6 protein-coding genes are annotated in these 7,451 nt (G+C 71.5%); 5 read left to right on the top strand and 1 reads right to left on the bottom strand.

The window, feature by feature from the left end:
• Positions 1-21: 21 nt before the first annotated feature.
• Complete coding sequence (locus tag ACFRCR_RS14945; RefSeq protein ID WP_191796840.1) at positions 22-507, bottom strand: OsmC family protein; 486 nt, start codon at positions 505-507, stop codon at positions 22-24.
• Between the two features lie 103 nt (positions 508-610).
• On the opposite strand from ACFRCR_RS14945, the gene uvrC reads away from it, so the two are divergent.
• From uvrC to gap, 5 genes are all read left to right on the top strand, one after another.
• Entirely contained in the window at positions 611-2,725 is a 2,115-nt protein-coding gene (uvrC, locus tag ACFRCR_RS14940) for an excinuclease ABC subunit UvrC (RefSeq protein ID WP_377678603.1), read from the top strand.
• Between the two features lie 147 nt (positions 2,726-2,872).
• Complete coding sequence (gene rapZ / locus ACFRCR_RS14935) at positions 2,873-3,811, top strand: RNase adapter RapZ (protein WP_191796842.1); 939 nt, start codon at positions 2,873-2,875, stop codon at positions 3,809-3,811.
• A 2-nt stretch (positions 3,812-3,813) separates the two neighbouring features.
• Positions 3,814-4,776, top strand: a complete 963-nt coding sequence (yvcK, locus tag ACFRCR_RS14930; protein WP_377678600.1) for a uridine diphosphate-N-acetylglucosamine-binding protein YvcK — start codon at positions 3,814-3,816, stop codon at positions 4,774-4,776.
• A gap of 195 nt (positions 4,777-4,971) precedes the next feature.
• Entirely contained in the window at positions 4,972-5,952 is a 981-nt protein-coding gene (whiA, locus tag ACFRCR_RS14925) for a DNA-binding protein WhiA (protein ID WP_030152462.1), read from the top strand.
• Positions 5,953-6,374: 422 nt separating this feature from the next.
• Positions 6,375-7,379 (top strand): type I glyceraldehyde-3-phosphate dehydrogenase, encoded by a 1,005-nt coding sequence (gene gap / locus ACFRCR_RS14920; protein WP_030152463.1) that lies wholly within the window; start codon positions 6,375-6,377, stop codon positions 7,377-7,379.
• The last annotated feature ends 72 nt before the right edge of the window (positions 7,380-7,451 follow it).

Raw genomic sequence — 7,451 nt, 5'->3', positions numbered from 1 at the left:
CCCGGGTGCCCTGGCGCCGTCTCAGGCCGCGTGCGTGCGCAACGGCGCAGGTTCGAGGAGCACGGGGAAGTTCACCGAGCGCGCCAGGAAGCAGTGGTCGTGCGCGCGGCGGTGGATCTCGGCGACGGCGGACTCGGTGACCCCGGGCCCGTCGTCGACCACGACGTGCGGGTGCAGCGTGACGTCCGTGAACTGACCAGCGCCCGCGGACTCGACCCGCATGGTGCCGGTCACCTCGTCCGTGTAGTCACGTACGACGACCCCCGCGGCCGACGCGAGGTGCAGGAACCACAGCATGTGGCACTGCGACAGGCTCGCGACGAACAGCTCCTCGGGGCTGTACCGGCTCGGGTCGCCGCGGAACGCGGGATCGGCCGAGCCGGGGAGCGTCGGCCGACCGGCGAGATCGACGTCGTGGTCCCGGCTGTACGCGGTGTAGGTGGTGGTTCCGGTCTGGCCTGCGCCGGTCCAGCGGACGGTCGCGGCGTAGGAGTGAAGGGCGCCCATGCGGTCACCCTAGCGGCGGTCGGGCGTTCGTGTGTGACGGGCGTCACGTGTCGCGCGCCGACGCGGGTCCTGACTGTGGGTGCGCTGTCCTAGGCTGGCGGACATGGCTGATCCGTCCTCGTACCGCCCCGCACCGGGGGAGATCCCCACGTCACCGGGCGTGTACCGCTTCCGCGACGAGCACGGCCGCGTCATCTACGTCGGCAAGGCGAAGAACCTGCGTGCGCGCCTCGGCAGCTACTTCCAGGACCTGTCGAACCTCCACTACCGCACCCAGACGATGGTCACGACGGCCGCCTCGGTCGAGTGGACGGTCGTGGGTACCGAGGTCGAGGCCCTCGCGCTCGAGTACTCGTGGATCAAGGAGTTCGACCCGCGGTTCAACGTCAAGTACCGCGACGACAAGTCCTACCCGTACCTCGCGGTGACCCTGGGGGAGAAGTTCCCGCGCGCGCAGGTCATGCGTGGCGCCAAGCGCCCGGGGACCCGTTACTTCGGTCCCTACGGGCACGCCTGGGCGATCCGCGAGACGCTCGACCTGCTGCTGCGGGTCTTCCCGGTCCGCACGTGCTCGGCGGGCGTCCTCAAGCGGGCCCAGCAGACGGGGCGCCCGTGCCTGCTCGGCTACATCGACAAGTGCTCGGCGCCCTGCGTCGGCCGCATCACGCCCGAGGACCACCATGCGCTCGCCGAGGACTTCTGCGACTTCATGGCGGGTGACACCGCGAAGTTCATCCGCCGGGTCGAGGCGAAGATGAAGGAGGCGGCAGCAGCCATGGAGTACGAGCAGGCCGCCCGCCTGCGCGACGACATCCTGGCTCTCGAGCGGGCCATGGAGAAGAACGCCGTCGTGCTCGGCGACGCGACCGACGCGGACATCTTCGCGCTCGCGGGTGACGAGCTCGAGGCCGCGGTGCAGGTCTTCCACGTGCGCGGTGGCCGCATCCGTGGGCAGCGTGGCTGGATCGTCGAGAAGGTCGAGGACGTGACCGACGCCGAGCTCGTCGAGCACCTCCTGCAGCAGGTCTACGGCTCGGTCGACGAAGCCCTCGGCGACTCCTCGACCCCGTCGTCGAGCGTCGTCCCCCGGGAGGTCCTCGTCCCGGTCCTGCCGCCCGACACCGAGCAGGTCGTCGCGTGGCTCACGGGCCTGCGGGGCGCCAAGGTCGACGTGCGGGTACCCCAGCGCGGGGACAAGCGCGAGCTCGCGGCGACCGTGCACAAGAACGCCGAGCACGCCCTCGCGCTGCACCGCACGCGTCGCGCGGGCGACCTGACCACCCGCAGCCAGGCGCTGCGCGAGATCCAGGAGGCGCTGGGCCTCGACACCGCGCCGCTGCGCATCGAGTGCTACGACGTGTCCACCACGCAGGGCACGCACCAGGTCGCGTCCATGGTCGTCTTCGAGGACGGGCTCGCGCGCAAGAGCGAGTACCGCCACTTCGCGATCCGCGGCCCCGAGGGACTGGGCGCGCGTGACGACACCGCGGCCATGCACGAGGTCATCACGCGTCGTTTCAAGCGCTACCTCGCGGACCGCTCCCAGGCCACGGACGTCGAGATGGACCTGGGGGCCGACGACGACACCGCGCGCGACGCGGACGCCGTCGCTGCGGGCTACGTCCCGCGCTCGGGCGAGGTGGGCGCGGACGCCCCTGCGGGTCGCGCCGCCCGCTTCGCCTACCCGCCCAACCTCGTCGTGGTCGACGGCGGGCCGCCCCAGGTCGCCGCGGCCGCCCGGGCCCTCGCCGAGCTCGGGATCGACGACGTCGCGCTCTGCGGGCTCGCGAAGCGGTTGGAGGAGGTCTGGCTGCCGGGGGAGGACTACCCCGTGATCCTGCAGCGAAGCTCCGAGGGGCTGTACCTGCTGCAGCGGGTCCGGGACGAGGCCCACCGGTTCGCGATCTCCTATCACCGCAAGAAGCGCGGCAAGGCCATGACCGTGTCCGTGCTGGACGACGTCCCGGGTCTCGGGCCCGCGCGCAAGAAGGCGCTCCTCACCCATTTCGGCTCGCTCAAGCGGTTGCGTGCGGCGTCTGCGGAGGAGATCGCGACCGTCCCCGGCATGGGAGCTGCGACCGCGGCGGCGGTCGTGACGGCGCTCGGACCCACGACGCCGTCACCCGCCCGCGGCGCGGCGCCCGACGACGCCCCGACCGATTCGCCCGAGGACGCCGCACCGGTGACCGACGCGTCCGAGGAGGGGGCACCGGCGTGACCTCTCAGGGCGGGTGCTCGCCCGCGTGGACCGCGCCGCGCGAGGTGCGCGGCGTCGTCGGGCGGGGGCCTGGGGCCGGACACGCCCGGGACGCCCGCAGGGGTCGTCCGGGCCCGGCGCTCCGCGACCGGCTGGCATGCTGGTGACATGAGCACCGAACCCTCCCCGACGACCGTCCCGCAGGGCATCCCCGCGATCGAGGCGACCACGCACGCCCCTGAGCGGTCCGACGCCGAGGTCCTGGTGATCACCGGGATGTCGGGCGCCGGGCGCTCGCGGGCGGCCGCGGTGCTCGAGGACCTGGACTGGTACGTCGTCGACAACATGCCGCCGCGCATGCTCGTCCCCCTCGTCGACATGATGACCCGGGCAGGGTCGAGCGTGCAGCGGATCGCGGCCGTCGTCGACGTGCGCGGAGGCGGCTTCTTCACCGACCTCCTCGACGTCCTCAAGCACTTGCGCGACGCCGGGGTCTTCTACCGGATCCTGTTCCTCGACGCGTCCGACGAGGTCCTCGTGCGTCGCTACGAGCAGGTTCGACGCCCGCACCCGCTGCAGGGCAACGGGCGGATCCTGGACGGGATCGCGGAGGAGAGGCGGCTGGTCGCGAGCGTCGAGGAGCGGGCCGACGTCGTGATCGACACCTCCGAGCTCAACGTCCACGACCTCGCCCGGGAGGTCCGCGCCGCCGTCGCCCAGGGGACCCCCGACACGCTGCGCATCAACGTGGTCTCCTTCGGGTTCAAGTACGGGATCCCGCTCGACGCGGACCACGTCGTCGACATGCGGTTCCTCGCGAACCCGTACTGGATCACCGAGCTGAGGCACCTCACCGGACGCGACCAGGCCGTGCGGGACTACGTCCTGGCCCGCCCGGGGGCCCTCGAGTTCGTCGACAGGTACGTCAGTGCGCTCGAGCCCGTCCTGGCCGGCTACCTGGCCGAGGAGAAGCGGTACGTGACCATCGCCGTGGGCTGCACGGGCGGCAAGCACCGGTCCGTCGCCATCTCCGAGGTGCTCGCCCAGCGGCTGCGTGCCGTGGGGCAGCGCGTCACGGTGACGGCCCGCGACCTCGGCAAGGAGTAGTCGTGACCCTCGCCAACCCGGCGGTCGTCGCGCTCGGCGGCGGGCACGGCCTGTCCGCGACGCTCTCGGCGCTGCGACTCATGTCCGACCGGATCACGGCCGTCGTGACGGTCGCCGACGACGGCGGATCCTCCGGGCGCCTGCGCACCGAGCTCGGTGTGCTCCCGCCCGGGGACCTGCGCATGGCGCTCGCGGCCCTGTGCGACGACTCGGAGTGGGGCCGGACGTGGAGCTCGGTCCTGCAGCACCGGTTCTCCTCGAGCGGCGACCTCGACCAGCACGCGGTCGGGAACCTCCTGATCGTCGCGCTGTGGGAGCTGCTCGACGACCCGGTCGCGGGTCTCGACTGGGTCGGCAGGCTCCTGGGCGCCAGGGGGCGGGTCCTGCCCATGGCCGCGGTCCCTCTCGGCATCGAGGTCGACGTGCGGACGGCCGAGGGCCTGGCGACCATCGTCGGGCAGAGCCAGGTCGCGGTGACCCACGAACGCATCGAGCAGCTCCGGCTCGTGCCTCCCGACCCGCCGGCCTGCCCCGAGGCCGTGGACGCCGTCATGGGCGCCGACTGGGTGGTCCTCGGACCGGGCTCCTGGTACTCCTCGGTCATGCCGCACCTGCTCGTCCCCGAGCTCGCGCGAGCCCTGCACGAGACCACGGCCCGGCGCTGCGTCGTCCTCAACCTCTCGAACAGCTCGGGCGAGACCTACGGGCTGACGGCCACGGACCATCTCGAGGCCCTGCACAAGCACGCACCCAGCCTCCGCATCGACGCGGTGCTCGCGGACCCGAGCGCGGTCGACGACGTCGGTCTGCTCGCGGACGAGTCGGCCCGCACGGGCGCCCGGCTGCTGCTGCGCCAGGTGGGGCGGTCGGACGGCACGCCGCGGCACGATGCGCTGCGGCTCGCGGCCGCTCTGCGCGACGTCTTCGACGGGGCCCTGGGAGACGTGGGTACCGCCTCGGGCTGAGGCGTACCGGCCACGACGAACCCGTGCGAGCAGGCCGCTGTCGGTGACCGTCCGGCACCGGTCGGCGACAGGGCCCCCAGCGCTCTATGCAGGAGCTCGAGAGGTTGGCCGCACGGTCGCCGTGGTGCCGTGCCACGGCGCGTCTCCTGGTAGAAGGCGGTCACGATCGTTGCTCGTTGATGGGAGGATGTCGGCATGGCGTTGACGGCACAGGTGAAGGACGAGCTCGCGCGACTCAAGGTGGACAAGACCTCCTGCCGCAAGGCGGAGGTCTCTGCCATGCTGCGGTTCTCCGGAGGGTTGCACATCATCTCGGGGCGCATCGTGATCGAGGCGGAGCTGGACACGGCGATCGCCGCCCGTCGGCTCCGGCAGACGATCAGCGACGTGTACGGCCACACGAGCGAGCTGATCGTGGTCTCGGCCGGAGGGCTGCGACGCAGCAGCCGGTACGTCGTGCGGGTCGTCAAGGACGGCGAGTCGCTCGCCCGGCAGACGGGCCTGCTCGACAACCGGGGCCGCCCGGTGCGCGGGCTGCCGCCGCAGGTCGTCTCCGCCGGGGTCGGGGAGGCCGAGGCCGCGTGGCGCGGCGCCTTCCTGGCGCACGGCTCGCTGACCGAGCCCGGACGCTCGTCGGCCCTCGAGGTGACGTGCCCCGGGCCCGAGGCGGCGCTCGCGCTCGTCGGCGCCGCGCGGCGACTGGGGATCGCCGCGAAGGCGCGCGAGGTCCGTGGGGTGGACCGGGTCGTGATCCGGGACGGCGAGGCGATCAGCGCGATGCTGACCCGCCTCGGGGCCCACGAGACCGTGGTCGTCTGGGAGGAGCGGCGCCAGCGCCGCGAGGTGCGCGGGACGGCCAACCGGCTCGCGAACTTCGACGACGCGAACCTGCGCCGGTCGGCCCGGGCTGCGGTGGCTGCCGGGGCCCGCGTCGAGCGTGCGTTCGAGATCCTGGGCCCCGACCTGCCGGACCACCTCCGGGAGGCGGGGGAGCTGCGGCTCGCCCACAAGCAGGCCTCGCTCGAGGAGCTGGGTCAGCTCGCCGAGCCGCCGCTGACGAAGGACGCCGTGGCGGGCCGTATCCGCAGGCTCCTGTCGACCGCCGACAAGCGGGCGGCCGAGCTCGGGATCCCGGACACCGAGGCCGGCCTGAGCCCGGACCTGCTCGACGTCTGACGGGACGGCCGGGCCGCCTCGTCCGCGGGTGCGGCGGGGCCGCTGCACGTTCTCGTGGGGGCCCGGCGCGCTCGTCGAGCGGACATGGTCGGCGCGCCGGGTGTGATGTCGGTCTCGGACCCCGGTCACATTCCCACGGTGCGTCCGTGGGCGTCTCAGATCCGCCTCCAGGTCACGGGATGGGGAGCATTGGGTATAGGATCGGGGATGTCAGGTGACAAAGACGTGCTCCTTCACTGAGGTCTTCGGGACCCTGTTGAGTCGCAGCTGTCGCTGTGGCCCTGCGAGATCCCCGGAGTCCACGCCGCGAGGCATCCAGTGGGGGAGTACTTCGCCGTTACCACCTACGTACGCCGTAGTACGTGATCGTTCGGCATCAACCGTGTGCGTCGGAAACACCGGCGCGCCCTGAGGAGGGCATTGTGACCATCCGCGTCGGTATCAACGGCTTCGGTCGTATCGGACGTAACTTCTTCCGCGCCATCATCGCGTCGGGGGCGGACATCGAGATCGTGGGTGTCAACGACCTCACGGACAACAAGACGCTCGCGCACCTGCTGAAGTACGACACCGTCCTGGGTCGTTTCCCGCTGAGCGTCGACTTCGACGAGAACAACATCATCGTCGACGGCAAGGCCATCCGTGCCCTCGAGGAGCGCGACCCCGCGAACCTGCCCTGGGCCGAGCTCGGCGCCGACATCGTCATCGAGTCGACCGGCTTCTTCACCGACGCGACCAAGGCCAAGGCTCACATCGAGGCCGGCGCCAAGAAGGTCATCATCTCCGCTCCGGCGAAGAACGAGGACGGCACCTTCGTCGTCGGCGTGAACCACGAGCAGTACGACCCCGCGACGCAGCACATCATCTCCAACGCGTCGTGCACCACGAACTGCCTCGCCCCGATGGCCAAGGCCCTCAACGACGCGATCGGCATCGAGCGCGGTCTCATGACCACGATCCACGCGTACACGGGTGACCAGAACCTCCAGGACGGCCCCCACAAGGACCTGCGTCGCGCCCGTGCGGCCGCGCAGAACATCGTCCCCACCTCGACCGGTGCGGCCAAGGCCGTCGCCCTCGTGCTCCCCGAGCTCAAGGGCAAGCTCGACGGCTTCGCGATGCGCGTCCCCGTCATCACCGGTTCGGCCACGGACCTCACGTTCACCGCCTCGAAGACCGTCACGGTCGAGGAGGTCAACGCTGCGGTCAAGGCTGCCGCAGAGGGCCCGCTCAAGGGCGTCCTGAAGTACGTCGACGACGACATCGTCTCCTCGGACATCGTCACGGACCCGCACACCTCGATCTTCGACTCGAAGCTCACCAAGGTGAGCGGCGACCTGGTCAAGGTCGTCGCCTGGTACGACAACGAGTGGGGCTACTCCAGCTCGCTCGTCTCGCTCACGCAGTACGTGGGTGCTCGTCTCTGATCTCCGTCCTACGTGACGTGAGGTGAATTCTGCGTCCGCGTGCGTGGCCGGCCCGGTTGGCCGCCCATGCAC

This window comes from Oerskovia sp. NPDC056781 (assembly GCF_042789955.1).
Classification (GTDB): Bacteria; Actinomycetota; Actinomycetes; order Actinomycetales; family Cellulomonadaceae; genus Oerskovia; species Oerskovia rustica.
Note: the sequence above shows the minus strand (reverse complement) of the source record. Positions and strands in the feature narration are given on the sequence as shown.

What these genes read in the sequence shown, in the direction of transcription:
- uvrC (WP_377678603.1), top strand. Translation starts at nt 611, where the DNA reads ATGGCTGATCCGTCCTCGTACCGCCCCGCACCGGGGGAGATCCCCACG.
- ACFRCR_RS14945 (WP_191796840.1), bottom strand. Translation starts at nt 507, where the DNA reads ATGGGCGCCCTTCACTCCTACGCCGCGACCGTCCGCTGGACCGGCGCA.
- whiA (WP_030152462.1), top strand. Translation starts at nt 4,972, where the DNA reads ATGGCGTTGACGGCACAGGTGAAGGACGAGCTCGCGCGACTCAAGGTG.
- rapZ (WP_191796842.1), top strand. Translation starts at nt 2,873, where the DNA reads ATGAGCACCGAACCCTCCCCGACGACCGTCCCGCAGGGCATCCCCGCG.